The organism is Chryseobacterium sp. SG20098 (assembly GCF_031844745.1).
GTDB lineage: Bacteria > Bacteroidota > Bacteroidia > Flavobacteriales > Weeksellaceae > Chryseobacterium > Chryseobacterium cucumeris.
This window is the reverse complement of sequence record NZ_CP134622.1, coordinates 1,885,160-1,901,696: the sequence shown is the minus strand read 5'-3', so window position 1 is coordinate 1,901,696 and position 16,537 is coordinate 1,885,160. Positions and strand designations below refer to the sequence as shown.

The 16,537-nt window shown below is 36.1% G+C and carries 11 protein-coding genes; 10 read left to right on the top strand and 1 reads right to left on the bottom strand.

The window, feature by feature from the left end; genetic code table 11:
- Positions 1-28: 28 nt before the first annotated feature.
- The gene (locus RHP76_RS08615) at positions 29-2,818 is read right to left on the bottom strand and encodes a TonB-dependent receptor domain-containing protein (RefSeq protein WP_311229970.1); all 2,790 of its coding nucleotides are present in this window, start codon (positions 2,816-2,818) and stop codon (positions 29-31) included.
- 325 nt (positions 2,819-3,143) lie between these two features.
- Here RHP76_RS08615 and RHP76_RS08610 point away from each other — a divergent pair, with 325 nt between their 5' ends.
- The 10 genes from RHP76_RS08610 (at position 3,144) to RHP76_RS08565 (ending at position 16,528) form a co-directional block, all read left to right on the top strand.
- Complete coding sequence (locus tag RHP76_RS08610) at positions 3,144-3,818, top strand: response regulator (RefSeq protein ID WP_002977493.1); 675 nt, start codon at positions 3,144-3,146, stop codon at positions 3,816-3,818.
- A 48-nt stretch (positions 3,819-3,866) separates the two neighbouring features.
- Positions 3,867-4,898 (top strand): sensor histidine kinase, encoded by a 1,032-nt coding sequence (locus RHP76_RS08605; RefSeq protein ID WP_047434197.1) that lies wholly within the window; start codon positions 3,867-3,869, stop codon positions 4,896-4,898.
- A gap of 134 nt (positions 4,899-5,032) precedes the next feature.
- Positions 5,033-5,632 carry an IS1096 element passenger TnpR family protein gene (locus RHP76_RS08600; RefSeq protein ID WP_311229969.1) on the top strand — a complete coding sequence of 200 codons (600 nt, stop codon included), beginning with the start codon at positions 5,033-5,035 and terminating at the stop codon, positions 5,630-5,632.
- Between the two features lie 140 nt (positions 5,633-5,772).
- Positions 5,773-7,122: an alpha-amylase family glycosyl hydrolase gene (locus RHP76_RS08595; RefSeq protein ID WP_311229968.1), complete on the top strand. Its 1,350-nt coding sequence runs from the start codon at positions 5,773-5,775 to the stop codon at positions 7,120-7,122.
- Positions 7,123-7,272: 150 nt separating this feature from the next.
- Positions 7,273-7,713 (top strand): hypothetical protein, encoded by a 441-nt coding sequence (locus RHP76_RS08590; protein ID WP_311229967.1) that lies wholly within the window; start codon positions 7,273-7,275, stop codon positions 7,711-7,713.
- A 135-nt stretch (positions 7,714-7,848) separates the two neighbouring features.
- Positions 7,849-8,643 (top strand): thymidylate synthase, encoded by a 795-nt coding sequence (locus RHP76_RS08585; RefSeq protein WP_062674291.1) that lies wholly within the window; start codon positions 7,849-7,851, stop codon positions 8,641-8,643.
- Positions 8,644-8,873: 230 nt separating this feature from the next.
- The gene (locus RHP76_RS08580; RefSeq protein ID WP_062674294.1) at positions 8,874-9,092 is read left to right on the top strand and encodes a hypothetical protein; all 219 of its coding nucleotides are present in this window, start codon (positions 8,874-8,876) and stop codon (positions 9,090-9,092) included.
- Positions 9,093-9,104: 12 nt separating this feature from the next.
- A complete protein-coding gene (locus RHP76_RS08575; protein ID WP_311229966.1) occupies positions 9,105-11,615 on the top strand; it encodes a M1 family metallopeptidase in 2,511 nt (836 codons plus the stop codon).
- Between the two features lie 167 nt (positions 11,616-11,782).
- Positions 11,783-13,111: a hydroxymethylglutaryl-CoA synthase family protein gene (locus RHP76_RS08570; protein WP_311229965.1), complete on the top strand. Its 1,329-nt coding sequence runs from the start codon at positions 11,783-11,785 to the stop codon at positions 13,109-13,111.
- A 621-nt stretch (positions 13,112-13,732) separates the two neighbouring features.
- The gene (locus RHP76_RS08565; RefSeq protein ID WP_123279376.1) at positions 13,733-16,528 is read left to right on the top strand and encodes a SusC/RagA family TonB-linked outer membrane protein; all 2,796 of its coding nucleotides are present in this window, start codon (positions 13,733-13,735) and stop codon (positions 16,526-16,528) included.
- Positions 16,529-16,537 lie beyond the last annotated feature (9 nt).

The window sequence follows — 16,537 nt, the reverse complement described above, 5'->3', positions numbered from 1 at the left end:
TTATTTATTAGATTATTTGTTGAGTGAATTAAAAATTGTATCCCAGTGTTAAACTGATATTGGTTCCTGTAAGTCTTTCAATAGCAAGAGCATCTTTGCTGTCATACTTGCCATTGTCATTCAGGTCATGGTAGAATTTAGCACGACGGTTCAGGATATCTGAAACATTCAGCTTGATCTCTCCCTTGTTGCTCCATAGTTTTTTAGCAAGCTGGAAATCCAGAAGAGGTCTAGGTGCTTCCCAGATTGGTGGAACCTGATCGTTTCCTACGTAAAGGATTCTTCTTCCGATCATGTTGAATAATAGCGTTGAAGACCATCCTGATTTTTCAGTGTCATACTGAAGACTTAGGTTAACAGTATATGGAGATTGTCCCTGCATTGGTCTGTCAATATTGGTAGCTTCGTCTGTTACTCTGTTTTTGATTAATGCTACGTTTCCACCAAGGGTAAAGTTTTTAAGAGCACTTACAAAATCCAGTTTTTTTCTGGCTTCAACTTCCAATCCATAAGCATCCGCTTTATCTACGTTAAGGTAGTTGAAAGTGTTACTTGTTCCTACCCCTGATTGGTTGAAGTATAGTTCGATAGGCTTTTTGAAGTTTTTATAGAAACCTGCCACGGATATAATTTCCCCGTTTCTTGGGTAGAATTCCCAACGAAGATCGGCACTCGTTATTTTAGTTCTTTCGATAGATTTGTTACCGATTACAGTTGCTCCAAGGTCAAAATCATAATATGCCAAAGGAGAAACCTCTCTGAATTCCGGTCTTACAACAGTTTGTGAACCCGCAAGACGGATATTCATTTTAGGATTTACCTTGAATGTTAAATTCACAGCAGGTAAGAAATCTGTAACACGAGTGTTTACAAAACGGTCATCACTCTTTTTTGTGCTACCTACCAACTGGTCAAAGTTCTCCACTCTTAATCCCCAGACAGCTCTTAACCATGGTGTGAAGTTATTGTCAAACTGTAAGTATCCTGCGTTAAGGATGGTATTGGCAATATATCTGTACTGGTTTCCAGCAATTTCATCAAATGTAAATCCTCCGTTGGTTCCGAAGTTACCAGGATTGAAGATGGTTTCAAAAGGCTGGGAAAGTAATCCCTGATTGAAGTTTTCAAGTCTTACAGAGAATGGTCTTGAGTTGTATATTCTGTCTTTAACCTGGAATAAATAACCTCCTTTGATCGTTTGCTTTTGTCCGAACATCGTAAACGTCTTGGATACGTCACCTCCTGCATTATACAGATAGTCGCTCAGAGTAGAGTAGAATACACTTCCTGATTTTTGGGAAAGACCGTTGGAAATCAAAGCTAAATAAGGACTTCCCGGCATGTTTGTATATTGGTTATACTGTAAACGCTGCAGCAAAGGAATGTATTGATCAAGGATTCCGAAACTTCCGTACCAGTTTACGGTCAATCCGCCAAGAACATCAATTTTATGATTACCGGAAAGGGTAGAGTTATAGAAAGTTGTTTCTTTAAATCCAATTTCCCTTGCCATGATATTGGTACCGTTAATCGGATCAAATTCAAAGTCCTTTCCTGTTCTGAAGGACATGTGGTTTACTGTATTATTAGTAATGATATTCTTCAGGGAAATTTTGTTGTTGTTGTTCAGCTTTAAAGAAAGGTTCAACATCCCTCCTAAAATAATATCATTGCTGTATTTTTCTGTAAAATAATCGAAGTTGGTATCAGCAAGCTGGTTGTTGATGGTAAAGAAACGGTTGGTAGACTCCGTTCTTCTTTTGTTGTTACTATAGTTTAAAACAGCAATTACTCCTAAATCTTTTCCGAATAATTTCGTATTGAAACCTCCGTCAAGTTGTAAACTTAAGTTTTCAGGATAACCGATACTGTTGTATCCAAGATTCTTTGTATATCCTTTACCAATCTCTGTTTTCTGTGCTTCAGTCAGAATACTGAAAGCATTTTTTGCAGGCATATTGGTAGGAAGTTTTCTGTAACCGTCATCGATTCCTAAAAAGTCCCACTTTCCTCCTTTCTGCATATGGAATTCCTGTCCCATAGTAGCGGTGTTTCCACCTACACCTACCTGTACATTGAAGAAATTTTTATTAGGAATGTCTTTCGTATTTACCTGAATCAATGCACCGCCCCATTCACCTGTATATTCAGGAATGAACGTTTTGTTGATAACAAGGGTTTCGATAACATTCGCAGGGAAAAGGTCAAAAGAGAAAGTCTTTCTGTCAGGCTCCGTGCTGGATAACTGAATACCATTCAGCATCGCCTGGTTATAACGGTCTGATAAACCTCTTACTACAATATATTTTCCGTCAAATAAACTCACTCCGGAAACTCTTTTCAGAACTTCACCTGTGTTCCTGTCCGGACTTCTTTTGATCGCTTCAACACCAATAACCTGAGAAACTACACCTGCGTTCTTTTGTAAACCGATGGTAGAGGCTATGGTTTCTTTTCTTGCATTTGATTTTATGACAACTCCCTCAATTTCTTTTTCTTTGGTAGATGGCTTATCCAGAACGATATCAAGATGAGTAATACCTTCATTCTTTATAATAACCTCACTGATCTCTTTTCTGTTATATCCGTTGGAACTTACCGTTACGATGTAATTGGCTCCGGGAGAAAGGTTGATAGAGTAGTATCCGGAAATGTCAGTAGTTACTTCCTGGCCATTTACTTTTACTTTTACCCCTTCTATAGGAGAATTGTCTTTCTCGTCCAATACCCTACCTTCCAAAATCTGACTTTGTGCAAAAGCATAGCCAGCAGAAAACAAGGCAAGTAGCATGATGCTCTTGTGGAGTTGTTTTTTCATTATTACTTCTTTTACTTCTTTTTCAAGGGCAAAATAAAGGCTAAGTTTTTAAGAAAACTTTAGGAGAATCTTAATTAATTATGAAGTTTGTATTAACAGGACCGTGACTTTTATACTTATCGATGTTTAATTTATATAATTATAATTTTTGTTTTAATGTTAATTATTATTCCTTATATTTGATTTGTGTGTAATTATTTGTTAGTTTTTTTATTGATTTTGTAATTACTGTTTAAAATGTTGTTTTTTAATAATTAGTTAACATTTGGCAGATAGATGAAATCAATTGAAATAATTAATTTTGTGGGAATTCTTAAACTAGAAGATGAGCAAAAAAATTCTTTTAATAGACGATGAACTGGACATTTTAGAGATTCTGTCTTACAATTTGGAAAAGGAAGGGTATGATATCTATACCGCTACCAATGGTAACGAAGGTATAGAAAAAGCGAAGGAAATTGTTCCGGATCTTATCTTATTAGATGTCATGATGCCTGAAAAAGATGGTATAGAAACCTGTCAGGAACTTCGTAAAGTGAAAGAACTGCAAAAAACACTTATTGTGTTCCTTTCTGCAAGAAGCGAAGAGTTTTCTCAATTAGCAGGTTTTCAGGCAGGAGCCAATGATTACATTGTAAAACTGATCAAGCCGAAAATCCTTATTTCTAAAGTGAATGCATTATTACAGCTAACCTCTCAGGTGTCTGACAATGCAAAACTTATTGAAATCGGTGACCTTGTTATCGATAAAGATAACTTCAGAGTTTCCAAAAGCGGACAGCAATTTCTTCTTCCCAAAAAAGAATTTGATTTGCTTTACCTTTTGGCTTCCAATACTGAAAAAGTTTTCAAAAGAGAAGAGATTCTGGAGAAAGTTTGGGGTAATGATGTGATTGTAGGGGAAAGAACTATTGATGTTCACATCAGAAGACTAAGAGAAAAACTGGGAATCAATACGATTCAGACATTAAAAGGGATTGGATATAAACTGATCGTTTAATTATTTAAAAATCTTAACTTTACGTTCAATCATTAAAACGTTGTAAAATTGAAATTTTACAGACTTACCCTTGTTGCCTCGTGTCTGCTGACACTGGTAATGCTCCTTTTAGGTGTCGTATTCGATTCGCTGAAAGATATCTATTATGAGACCCCTTTGTTCAAAACGGGTCTTTTCATCTGTATTATTCTGATCTTCCTGATCAACTGTGTAGTACTGGAACTCCTTTTCAATTACTACAGCAGAAAACAGGTTAAAGGTCTTTCCGGATTTCTGCCGCAGGAAATAGTGCAGAATCACGACGAAAATATCACCATCAAAGAATTAGGCGAAAGATTCTCAGATCTGAATCAACAGCAGGTATCAGAAATTGATATGATGAAAGAGATGGAAAGTTACCGTAAAGAATACATCGGAAATGTTTCCCATGAGCTGAAGACTCCTCTTTTTTCTATCCAGGGATATGTAGAAACCCTAAGAGACGGCGGCGTGGATAATCTTACCATCCGCGACAAATATCTCGAAAGAATTGATAAATCGGTAGAAAGACTGATCGCTATTGTGACAGATCTTGATATGATCAACAGGCTGGAAGCTGGTGAAATCAATCTTACCGTTTCAAAATTTGATGTCAACCTTCTGATCAAGGAAATCTTCGACTTACTTGATCTTGAAGCCGAAAAAAGAAATACAACATTACAGATTCAGACTCTTCATCCACAGATCTTTGTAGAAGCCGATAAACAGAAAATTTCTCAGGTTTTTATTAATCTGATCTCCAATGCCATTCATTATGCCAACAGACAGGAAGCGAAAGTGATCGTAAAAACCAGCATTCTGAAAAATAAGGTGCTGATAGAGGTGATAGATAACGGAATGGGAATCAAATCTGAAATTCTTCCAAGAATCTTCGAAAGATTTTATCGTGTGGAAACCAGCAGAAGCAGAAGAGAAGGCGGTTCAGGACTTGGATTGGCCATTGTAAAGCACATCCTTGAAGCACACAATGAAAACATTACCGTAGAAAGTGTCTACCTTGAAGGGACGAAGTTCAGTTTTATGCTTGAAAAAAGTAAATAATTCCGGCAAAATGTAAGAAAAAAAAATATTTTAAAAAATCCTGAAATATTTTTTTGTCACATGTCATTTATTATATATTTGCAACAGAGATTTATCATAATTATAAAGGCAAAAAAGTAATTTAAGAAACTGATATGGTTTACAAAATCCGCGTAATATTAGATGCGAAAGAGGATATTTTCCGTGATGTCGAAGTTAAGGGAAAACAAACGTTATGGAACTTACATTTAGGAATTAAAAGTGCATTCAGTCTGCAGGGAGATGAGCTTTCTACTTTTAATCTGTTAGAAGATGACGGAACAATCGTAAAAAGTGTCCCATTGGAAGATATGAGTGATGATGGTGATGGTGAGATCATGTCAGATGTTTATATAGATGAAGCTTTTGAAAACGTAGGCGACAAAGCACAGTTCCAGTATGGGCTTCTTGATCTTTGGGAGTTCTTCTGCGAGCTTGTAGAAGTTATTGAAGAAACAAAAGGAGTTAATTATCCTATTACCGTATACAGATTCGGAAACGTTCCTTTAAAGGCTCCTAGCAAAAACGGAGGTACCGGAGGTGGCAAAAAGAAATCAGCAATGCCTTTGGTAGATGATGAATTTGGTTTTGATGACGATTTCGTAGCGGGTGGAAACTTTTCGGATGAAGATGATGACAGCTTTGATGATGAGGAAGAACAAGATTACAATGACGATGTCTTTGATGATGAGGATGACAATGATGATGAAAGATAATCATACAATATACTGGCCCTGGATTTAGATCCAGGGCTTTTTTATGCTAAATAAAGCAAATTACCATTCTGCTTTTAACGATTTTGCCTTTTTACCCTTTTACCCCAAAAACAATCCTTATTTTTGTTAAAAATAGTTTAATGAAAAAATTAATTTTGTTAGCTGTAATTGGTCTGGGAATTGTTTCCTGTACCACTCAAAAAAATATCAGGAAGATGACAGAACTGCCAAAAGATTGGAAACATACTACAAATATCTACGAAGTAAACATACGACAATATACTCAGGAAGGAACTTTCAAAGCATTTGCAAAAGAAATGCCCCGCCTGAAATCTATGGGAATAAAAACCCTTTGGTTTATGCCGATCACACCAATTGCCCAACAGAATAAAAAAGGAAGTATGGGCAGTCCTTATGCGGCTTCAGATTATACTTCCATTAATCCTGAATTCGGAACACTGCAGGATTTTAAAGATATGGTGAATGAGGCACACAGACTGGGATTCAAAGTAATCATTGACTGGGTAGCCAATCATACTGGCTGGGATCATGTTTGGACCAAAACACACCCTGAATTTTATCTTAAAGACCCCGACGGAAAATTCCATATTGCTTCCGGAATGGATGATATTATTGAATTGGATTATAAAAATCAGGAAATGCGTCTGGCCATGATAGATGCCATGAAATACTGGGTACAAGAAACCAATATTGATGGTTTCAGATGTGATCTTGCTTCATGGGTAGAAGTCGATTTCTGGGAACAGGCACGTCCTGAAGTGGAAAAAATAAAACCTCTTTTCTGGCTGGGAGAGTTCGATGAACTGGAAAGCCCGGAATATGGTAAAGTTTTCGACGCAAGTTATTCCTGGAAATGGATGCACAAATCTGCCGATTATTATAAAAAGAATGAACCTCTTCAGGAATTAAAAGATCTTTTGAGACAGTATTCTAATATCGGAGATACATCGATGAGAGCCTGGTTTACCACAAATCATGATGAAAACTCGTGGAACGGAACCGAATATGAAAAATATGGAGTGATTACAAAGCCTATGGCAGTATTCTCTGCGACATGGAATGGTGTGCCATTATTATATTCCGGACAGGAACTTCCGAACATGAAGAGACTGGAGTTTTTCGAGAAAGATGTTATTAAGTGGACCAATGCGTATCAGGTTGCTGATTTCTATAAAACACTATTGGATTTAAAAGCTGTCAACCCTGCTTTAAGAGGTGGAGATCCTAATGTAACTACCTACCTGCTGAATACCTCAGCCAACGATAAAATTCTCGCTTATGTAAGGAAAAATGGAAAAGATGAAGTACTGGTAGTTTTGAATATGTCAAAAGAACCTGTTAGCTTTTCTGTTGAAGACGAACACTTATCAGGAATATTCAGAAATGTTTTTGATAAAACGAAAAGAGATTTCAGTAATGGAAAAGACTTTAGTTTCAAAGTTTCTGATTATGCCGTATTTGAAAAGTAAGCAATAAAAACCTCTGAACTTTCGGTTGAAGCACTAATTATTAACAATTAGTCTTTTAGCGTACTCATTTCCCCTCCTCTGAAGGGGTGTCAAAATCACAGATTTTGACGGGGTGGTTTATCTGCCCTACAATAAAAATCCACCATTACAATGAACAAACAGGAAATAATCAATATCATCAAAGCAAAAGCTGCTGACAAAATTCAATACTTTGAAAACCTTATTGCAGAAACACGGGCTTCCAATAACGATACGAAAAGCTCAATGGGAGACAAATATGAAACTGGAAGAGAAATGCTTCAGCAGGAAATCAATAATTTGCAGAGACAGCTCAATGAAGTGCTGAATCAGCAGGCTGTTTTGCAGAAAATAACTTCTGATCCTTCGGAAAAAGTTCAGAACGGAGCTTTGGTAAAAACCGATAAAGGACTATTTTACGTAGCAGTTTCTATGGGAGAAATTGTTTTTGAAAATCAGAAAATCATGACGGTTTCTGCAGAATCTCCTTTGGTGAAAATCATGTATAATAAAAAAGCAGGAGAAAATTTCATTGTCAACACCATTTATCAGACTATTGAAAATATATGGTAAAATTACGATCTGTTAGATTGCAGATATACAGTTGTTTAATAGAAAATAATCATTATCTCTATAAAAAGCATTCATAAAAGTGGGTGCTTTTTTTATTGGTTTTTACTAAATTTGGAACTTAAAATCTCATTCAAAATGCAAAACTACCTGGATCTTTTACAGCATATTTTAGACAACGGAACGGATAAAACTGATAGAACCGGCACTGGAACAAGAAGTGTTTTCGGTTATCAGCTGAGATATGATCTGTCAAAAGGATTTCCTTTGGTAACCACAAAAAAAGTGCATTTGAAATCCATTATCTATGAGTTACTTTGGTTTCTGAAAGGAGATACCAATATTAAATATCTTAAAGATAACGGAGTAAGTATCTGGGATGAATGGGCCAATGAAAATGGAGATCTTGGACCTGTTTACGGGGCGCAGTGGAGAAGCTGGAGTGGTGCAGACGGGAAAGTGGTAGATCAGATTACAGAAGTAATTGACCAGATTAAAAAAAATCCGGATTCCAGAAGACTTATCGTATCAGCATGGAATGTTGCAGAAATTCCTAACATGGCTTTGGCTCCTTGTCATGCCTTGTTCCAGTTCTACGTAGCTGATGGTAAATTATCGCTGCAGCTTTATCAGAGAAGTGCCGATGTTTTCCTTGGTGTACCGTTCAATATTGCAAGTTATGCATTGCTGCTGATGATGGTAGCGCAGGTATGTGATCTTGAAGTAGGGGATTATGTTCACAGCTTTGGAGATGTTCATATTTATAACAATCATTTTGAACAGGTAAACAGACAACTTGGAAGAGAGCCAAAAGCACTTCCGACTATGAAATTGAATCCTGACGTTAAAAATATCTTTGATTTCGATTTCGAAGACTTTATTTTAGAAAATTATGATCCGCATCCGGGGATCAAAGCTCCTGTAGCCATTTAATATTCTTACATCACTTTATTTTTTTTATTTACGTCTATTATTTTAACATGAGTAGACGGCATTATCTGTATCCATAAGTTGGAAATCAGAATATAAATACTTTAGCACACTTTCTTTTGGTAATTGTTTCTTACATTTGAAAGAACAACTCCGCTTCTTTGAATTCCTTTTTATAGGGCCGTTCACTGGCTGGTAGTAAATCATAAATTTGAAATGCTTAAAAATAAATTATGAAGTATTTAAAAATTAATATTGAAGAAAATGCAGATATTGAAGCACTGAAGAATGCAGTACTTCAGCTGAAAGGTGTGGCATCCGCAGAAATAGTGGATGACGAAAACCCTGAAAGTGAACTCAAAAAAGCTTTTGCAAAAACGAAGGAACAGCTTAAAACGGGTGACTATGAAACCCTAGTTAATGACATTTTCGATATAATCATAAAAAAATAATAAAGCAGACCGATGAGAAAGGCCATTTTATCAATCGCTATACTTGGAATTTTATGTTCCGCCAATGTATCAGCACAAACCGAAACTTCAGGAAGAGAAAAAGTGTACAGAGCTACCCACACGAAAGTAACGGAGCTTAAGCACACAAAACTGAAAGTGAATTTTGATTATCAGAAAGAACAGATGAATGGGGAAGAATGGCTTACCGCTTCACCTTACTTCTATGCCACCAATGAGCTTACCCTTGATGCAAAAGGAATGCTGATTCATGAAGTGGCTCTTGATAACAACGGCAAAATGTCTCCTTTAAAATACGAATATAAAGACGATATTCTAAAAATTACACTGGATAAAACCTATCAGAGAAATCAGGATTATACAGTTTACATCAAATATACCTCCCGCCCGAATGAAGTGAAACAACAGGGGAGCATGGCAATCAATGATGAGAAAGGGCTGTATTTCATAAACGCTCAGGGAAAAGATCCCAACACACCAACACAAATCTGGACACAGGGAGAAACAGAATCTTCTTCAGCATGGTTTCCTACTATTGATAAACCCAACCAAAAGACAACACAGGAAATCTATATGACAGTTCCTGATAAATATGTAACGCTTTCAAACGGTCTTATGAAAGATTCTAAAAAAGAATCCAATGGACTTAGAACCGATCATTGGGTGATGGACAAGAGACATTCTACTTATCTTTTCTTTATGGGCGTAGGAGAATATGCTGTTGTAAAAGACAAATGGAAAAACATTCCTGTTGATTATTATATTGAAAAGGAATACGAGCCTTATGCTAAACAGATCTACGGAAATACTCCGGAAATGATCGACTTTTTCTCCAAAAAACTGAATTATGACTATCCATGGGCGAAATATGCCCAGATTTCCGGAAGAGATTATGTAAGTGGTGCAATGGAAAATACCACAGCCACTCTTCATGGAAGTGATATCCTGCAGAAACCGGGGCAGCTTATCGATGAAAATACATGGGAAGATACCATTGCCCATGAACTGTTCCATCATTGGTTTGGAGATCTTGTTACAGCAGAAAGCTGGAGTAATCTTACCGTCAATGAATCCTTTGCTAACTATTCCGAATACCTTTGGAATGAATACAAATACGGAAAAGATCAGGCAGATTATCACCTGATGACAGATGTGAATAATTATCTTCACAACCCAACCGACTTTAATAAGAATCTGGTTAGGTTCAATTATGAATCCCGTGAAGACGTTTTTGACCTGGTAACCTATCAGAAGGGAGGAGGTATTTTAAATATGCTGAGAAACTATCTTGGAGATGATGCCTTCTTTGCCGGAATGAATGATTATCTGAAAACTAACGAATATCAGAATGCAGAAGCTCATCAATTAAGGCTTTCTTTTGAAAAAGTATCCGGTAAAGACCTGAACTGGTTCTTTAATCAATGGTATTTCGGAAACGGAAATCCGAAGATCAATTACACCTCCACATTTGAGCCCGTGAAAAAGCAGGTTGTTGTTACAATTAATCAAACACAGGAAAAGCCATTTGAATTTCCTCTGGCGATTGATGTATATGACAACGGAAAACCTAAAAGATATAATGTTTGGGTAAATGCGGAATCAAAAAATACATTTAGTTTTGATGTTTCTAAAGCTCCTGATCTGGTAAATATTAATGCAGACGGTGTTTTATTAGCCGAAATCACCGATACTAAAACTCCGGAACAAAATCTGATGCAGTTTACCAATTCTAAAGAGTTCAAAAGCAGATATCTTGCTTTAAACGGAATTAAAGATCAGGCTGGGAAAAGTCCTGCTGTTGTAAAATTACTGGCTGCTGCATTAAAAGATCCTTTCTTCAGAGTAAGAATAAAAGCATTAAACTTAATAGACCTTACTAATCCTGAACAAATGAAAGCATTGGGTGCTGAAGTTGAAAAACTGGCTTCCAATGATCCGAAAACATTGACTCAAGCTGCAGCTATTACGGCTTTAGGAAAAACAAAAGATAAAAAATACCTTCCTTTATTTGAAAAAGGAGTGAATGCTGTTTCCAATGCAGTAAAAGGAAGTTCTTTGAGTGCGCTTCTTTCTATTGACCCGTCAAAAGCCAGCAATCTGGCTGATAAAATTGATATGAAAGGAGCATCAGACGAACTCAGAGCACAATTACTTCCGATTATTGTTAAAAACAAAATTACCTCTCAGATAGAAAATATTGCGCCTCTGGCTACTTTTTACCCCTTCATTAAATTCCAGAATCCGGAATTGGGAAAAGCGGCGGAAGACGGTTTCAACTGGATCATGACTTCCGATAACCTGAAAGCAACAGAAAGCATTACGAAAATAGCAGGATATGCCAAAAATCAGATGGCAGATAATCCACAAGCTAAAATGATGATGGTTCAGATGCTGAAAGATGGTTTGAGCAAAAAAATGGAACTGCTGAAACAGAATCCACAAAATGCAGCAAGTATCAACAAACAGATCGATGTCATCAATAAAGCCATTGAAAATTATAAATAGAAAGAAAGCCGGCAGATTTGCCGGCTTTCCTTTTATCGTTATGTGTACCTACATTGTCGGATTTTATTTTTAAATACATTGGTTTTTAATGATGTTGTAAAAATTAGCATTTTTTACGACTGTTTTTTGCATTATCTTTCATAAATTCGTTTAAAATTTGGACAATTATGAGTTTTGGAATTGAAGCAGCGGGTTATTATGTGCCTGGTTTATATTTGGAAATTAAGGATTTAGCAGAAAAAAGAGGAATAGAACCAGCAAAATTGGAAAAAGGCTTAGGTCTTCATAAAATGGGACTTTCTGATGTTCACGAAGATGCTGCCACCTTTGCAGCAGAAGCATTACTAAAGCTTATAAAAGACTATCAAATCAATCCTAAAGAAATAGCAAGAGTATACCTTGGAACAGAAAGCGCAGTGGACGCTGCAAAGCCTACAGCTTCCTATGCTGTACAAATGGTAGAAAAAGTATTGGAAGAAGAATTTGGAACAAGATGTTTCAGAAACTGTGACGTACTTGATATGACTTTTGCTTGTGTAGGAGGAGTAGATGCATTGCATAACGCGCTAGACTTTGTAAGAGTAAACCCTGACAAAAAAGCAGTGGTGATTGCCAGTGATTATGCAAAATATGAATTGGCTTCATCAGGAGAATATACACAAGGAGGTGGTGCTGTTACTCTTTTGATTTCCTCAAAACCAGATCTTCTTGTAATAGAAAATAATTGGGGAGTTGCTTCAGAAAGTGTCTTTGATTTTTTCAAACCGAGAAGATCATATAATAAAGAAGATTTGAGTGGAGCTCCGGAAGCCTATCCCGAAAAGATTGAAATTTTCACGGATGAACCTGTTTTTGACGGACAATATTCTAACCAGTGCTATCAGGATAGAATAAAAGAAGCATATTATCACTATAAAGAGCTAACAGGGCAGGATAAACCATATGAAAACTGGAAGTACATTATCTTTCATCTTCCTTATGCCTTCCATGGAAAAAGAGTTTTCACAGAAATATATAGTCTGGAGAATGGTCTTTCTTATGAAACTTCGGACGAACAGAAAGCAATTGTTAAGTCAGAAAATTATCTGAAACTAATTAATGATAAGATAGAAAAGACCCAGAGAGCTTCTTCTGAGATCGGAAATATGTACACGGCTTCTATTTTTATGGCATTTCTTTCCGCATTACAAACATCTTTTAATGAAAATGAAGAACTTACAGGAAAAGAAATTGGTTTTGTAGGTTATGGAAGTGGTTCAAAATCAAAGGTTTTTGCAGGAAAAGTGTCTGAAGGCTGGAGAAAAGTAGTAGAGAAATGGAATTTATTCGAAAAACTAAACCAAAGAACTTCTGTTGATTTTGATACCTATGAGAAACTTCACAGAAAACAATTGAAGGAATCTGTAAATAATCAATATAAAGGTTTTGGACTTGTTTCTATTGAGGCTGAAAATCCGGTTTTAATTGGAGCTAGGTATTATAGTTATCAGAAGTAAGATTATCTTCTATTAAATCATATAAAGCATCTCATATTTTGAGATGCTTTTCTTTTTTATCAATGGAAAAAAGCCTGTTGGTTTTCATGATTTTTATGCTTGGATTATTTTTAATTTTATGAGTGAAATGGTTAAAAAAATACAGGTAACATGTAGGTATACTTCTTATGTATTAACTAAATTCTGTAAATATTAAATTAACAGTTTTTAAATTTTAATCTCAGCGACCCTCTTTTAAAACGGGGTTCTGCGGATATAAAGGGGTGTTTTTTATATAAAATTTAAGAAAATAAGCCGTTTTTTTCTCTATTTTACTAAAAATTTAAAACTGATTTAATTTAAATTTTTAATCAAAAATTATTTTTAAGTTTATTTTTTTAATCTAATATTTATTCTTTTAGTAAATTGATTTTAATTTTCAAATTTATTAAAATTCCGTTAATATATAAATTGACTTATTTTTTGTTAATTTTTTAAATGTAATTAAAATAATTCTCCATCATTTTTTAAGTATGAGTGTGAATCTCTCCTTTCTGGAAGCCTGTTTTCAGTGTTTAATGAATTGATGGTATAGATATTTATCTACATATTTGTCCCTTGAATATATTAAAATCTGTTAATATGAATGTGAAGTTACATGTATTAAGTGCAGGAGCTTTGTTTTTTTTAGGACAAGCTGCTTTTGCGCAAAAATCTAAGAATGATTCTGTTCTGAAGGAGAATAAGATCGATGAGGTAATCGTTACTGGATACCAGAAGAAAAAAGCAGATGAAATTACCCAGGCTCAGGCTGTTGTTGGGGGTGACGAAATCAGAAGAAACTCTCCTACAACATCTATTGGTAACTCTTTACAGGGTAGAGCATCAGGGGTATTTGTACAAAGTACTACCGGACAGCCAGGTGCTGCTGCTACCATTCAGGTAAGAGGTATTGCCGGTGTTGGTGGTTCTTCAGAGCCTACTTATGTAGTAAATGGTATGTATATGACTGCAAGACAGTTCAGTGCAATCAACCCTGCAGACGTAGAATCTATTTCAATTCTTAAAGATGCTGCTGCTACAGCACAGTATGGTGCGAGAGGTGCAAATGGGGTGGTTGTAGTAACTACTAAAGCCGGAAAAGCTGGGAAAACTCACTATTCATTCGAGACTAAGTTTGGTTTCAGTGAAAAGTTGAGAGACAAGAACTATACCATGATGAATTCCAGGGAGTTGATGGATTTCCAGAATCAATTAGGGTACCTTGGATTTAAACCAAGGACTCAACAAGAAATGGATGCACTTGCTGCCTATGATCACAACTGGCAAAAAGATCTGTTAAAGCCTTCAAGCATTCAATCCTACTTATTCAGTGCCCAGGGAGGATCTAGAGAAAGTACTTTCTATTACTCTTTAGGATATGATTCTGATAACGGGATTATCAGAGATATCGACGGACTTAAGAGATATACAGGTAACTTTGGATTTACCAATAAACTGAGTGAAAAACTAAACGTAGGGATTAACCTAGGTGTTCAGTATCAGGAAACTCAGAATTTCAGAGACAGAAACAATACGCAGAACCCATTTGGAGCAATGTATAAATATGCTCCATATGAGCCGGTTTATAACGCCGATGGAAGTTATAATCAGACAATGAGAGCTGGTTCTAACGTTGTTGAGCAGATCCGTAACTATAGATTAGATGATCAGAGACTGAGAATTCCGGTTACTTTATTCGCAGAATATAAAATTATCGATGGTCTGAAGTTTAAAACAAACTTTAACGGACTTTTTGATTGGTACATGGGAACTCAGTGGTTGAAAAAAGGTTCGAACCTGGATATCACAGTGAACAAAGTTCCAACAGGTTCATTGAACAAAAATTCATTCTATACCTTTAACTACACTTGGAATAACTCCATTAACTATAAAAAATCATATGGAGGCCACAACTTTGATTTCTTAGGATTTATCGAATATAACGATAACTACAACGAAACAATGAATGGCGGGGCTTACGGATTGAAATCTCCGGTAATCAATGTTCCATCTATTACAACACCTTCTGACAGAAATACATTTACCGGAGTTAAGGTAAGAAATACTTTATTCAGTTTAGCAGGTTTACTAAACTATGATTATGAAGGAAGATATTTGGTAACAGGGTCATTGAGAAGAGATGCTTCATCAAGATTTGGTGCCAATAACCAAAGTGGTATTTTCTGGTCTGCAAGTGCTGCCTGGAATATCGCGAAGGAAGACTTCATGAAAGGTGGGTTTATTAATGATTTAAAGCTTAGAGGATCTTACGGTACAACAGGTAACGATGGTACTTTGCCTGATTACTATAATGTCAATAATATCAGCTACGGTTTATATGGTACTAACGGTACTTCATATCCTAGTACGCTTTCACAAGGTAATTTTATTATTGGGAACAGCAATCTTAAATGGGAATCTAATGCGATTACCAACTTAGGGGTTGATTTCACAATGTGGAACAGAAGAGTTCGTGGATCCGTAGAAGTATATCAGAACAAGAGAAAAGATTTCGTACAGCTTGTGCCTTTGGATAAACAGGAAGGTGGATACTACCAGTATATCAATGCAGGAGATATGTCTCAGAAAGGTCTTGAAGTTGAACTTAGTGTAGATGTAATCAAGCAGAAAGATTTCCAATGGAATCTACATGCTAATATTTCTTTCCAGAAGTCTGTTCTTGACAAGTTAGCAGATGGCCAGTCGGAAAGAAATTTAGGAGATACTTATCTTAAAGTGGGAGAAACTCCATATGTATTCTATAATGTTAGATTTGCCGGAGTAGATCCAAGCAATGGAAAAGCATTATATTATGATAAAGCAGGAAATATTACTGATGTTTACAGTGCTTCCAATGCAGTTCCTCTTACCGATAAATCTCCATTCCCAAAAAGTTTTGGTGGATTCGGAACTACAGTTCAATATAAAGGACTTGATTTTAGTGCTGATTTCGCATTTAAGCTAGGTGGATATACTTATAACAACATGTATGCTGCTGCTGTGGATCCAACGTTGGCTGTTGCAGGTAGAAATATGGCTCAGGCTGCTGCTCAGGTTTGGCAAAACCCTGGAGATACAGGAGTATTCCAGAAAGTTGACTCAAACGGTATGCGTGATTCTGATCAGTGGATTGAAAAATCAGATTACTTAAGATTAAGATCACTTACATTAGGATATACATTTGATAAAGCATTCCTTGGAGAAGGATCACCAATCAATAAGCTTAGAGCTTATGTACAGGGACAAAACTTATTTACAGTGACTAAATTCCACGGAGAACCTGAGGTTTCAGTAGGATCCGGTGAATCTACAGCATTGTTTGTTCCAGGAGCATATAACCTTTATACTTACCCTGCTGTAAGAACAATCTTGGTAGGACTGCAATTAGAATTTTAATATTGAATA

Bases quoted from the DNA above. Each gene is read 5' to 3' on its own strand.
- RHP76_RS08615 (WP_311229970.1), bottom strand. From the start codon at position 2,818: ATGAAAAAACAACTCCACAAGAGCATCATGCTACTTGCCTTGTTTTCT.
- RHP76_RS08610 (WP_002977493.1), top strand. From the start codon at position 3,144: ATGAGCAAAAAAATTCTTTTAATAGACGATGAACTGGACATTTTAGAG.
- RHP76_RS08600 (WP_311229969.1), top strand. From the start codon at position 5,033: ATGGTTTACAAAATCCGCGTAATATTAGATGCGAAAGAGGATATTTTC.
- RHP76_RS08595 (WP_311229968.1), top strand. From the start codon at position 5,773: ATGAAAAAATTAATTTTGTTAGCTGTAATTGGTCTGGGAATTGTTTCC.
- RHP76_RS08590 (WP_311229967.1), top strand. From the start codon at position 7,273: ATGAACAAACAGGAAATAATCAATATCATCAAAGCAAAAGCTGCTGAC.
- RHP76_RS08585 (WP_062674291.1), top strand. From the start codon at position 7,849: ATGCAAAACTACCTGGATCTTTTACAGCATATTTTAGACAACGGAACG.
- RHP76_RS08580 (WP_062674294.1), top strand. From the start codon at position 8,874: ATGAAGTATTTAAAAATTAATATTGAAGAAAATGCAGATATTGAAGCA.
- RHP76_RS08575 (WP_311229966.1), top strand. From the start codon at position 9,105: ATGAGAAAGGCCATTTTATCAATCGCTATACTTGGAATTTTATGTTCC.
- RHP76_RS08570 (WP_311229965.1), top strand. From the start codon at position 11,783: ATGAGTTTTGGAATTGAAGCAGCGGGTTATTATGTGCCTGGTTTATAT.
- RHP76_RS08565 (WP_123279376.1), top strand. From the start codon at position 13,733: ATGAATGTGAAGTTACATGTATTAAGTGCAGGAGCTTTGTTTTTTTTA.